The organism is Pseudomonas sp. DCB_AW, from assembly GCF_026240895.1.
GTDB classification, from domain to species: domain Bacteria; phylum Pseudomonadota; class Gammaproteobacteria; order Pseudomonadales; family Pseudomonadaceae; genus Aquipseudomonas; species Aquipseudomonas kermanshahensis.
In genome coordinates this window covers 1-466 of sequence record NZ_JAPFCE010000178.1, presented here as the reverse complement: position 1 = coordinate 466, position 466 = coordinate 1, and the positions used below count along the sequence as shown (strand labels likewise).

Annotated in this window: 1 protein-coding gene; it reads right to left on the bottom strand. The window is 58.2% G+C overall.

Annotated elements, in window-relative coordinates; all coding sequences use genetic code 11:
* A partial coding sequence (locus tag OO306_RS28150; protein ID WP_265970397.1) for a hypothetical protein occupies positions 1–466 on the bottom strand: 466 nt, incomplete at both ends.

Here is a 466-nt window from a genome sequence, read left to right as displayed (position 1 = left end):
GAGAGGTTGGTCTCATTGGCACAGAATTGTGAGGTTAGAGAGGCGTGCAGGGAGGTTTTTGTACACCCAGACAGTGGAGTACTACCACTGTGTCTCGCACAGTAATACATGGCGGTGTCGCTGGCCTTCAGGCTGGACCACTGCAGGTAGGCGGTCGAGATGCTCTTGTCGGCGCTGCAGGTCACGTGGCCTTGGAAGCTGGGGCTGTAGTTGGTGTAGCTGTCGCTGGGGTCAATCCGGCACATCCATTCCAGGCCCTTGCCGGGCATCTGGCGGACCCAGCTGATCCAGTAGCTGGTGAAGCTGTAGCCGCTGCCCTTGCAGCTGATCCGCAGGCTCTCGCCGGGCTTCTTCACTTCGGCGCCAGACTGCACCAGCTGCACTTCACACTGGACACCTTTTAAAATAGCCACAAGAAAAAGCCAGCTCAGCCCAAACTCCATGGTGGCGGCGGTACCAAACTCTC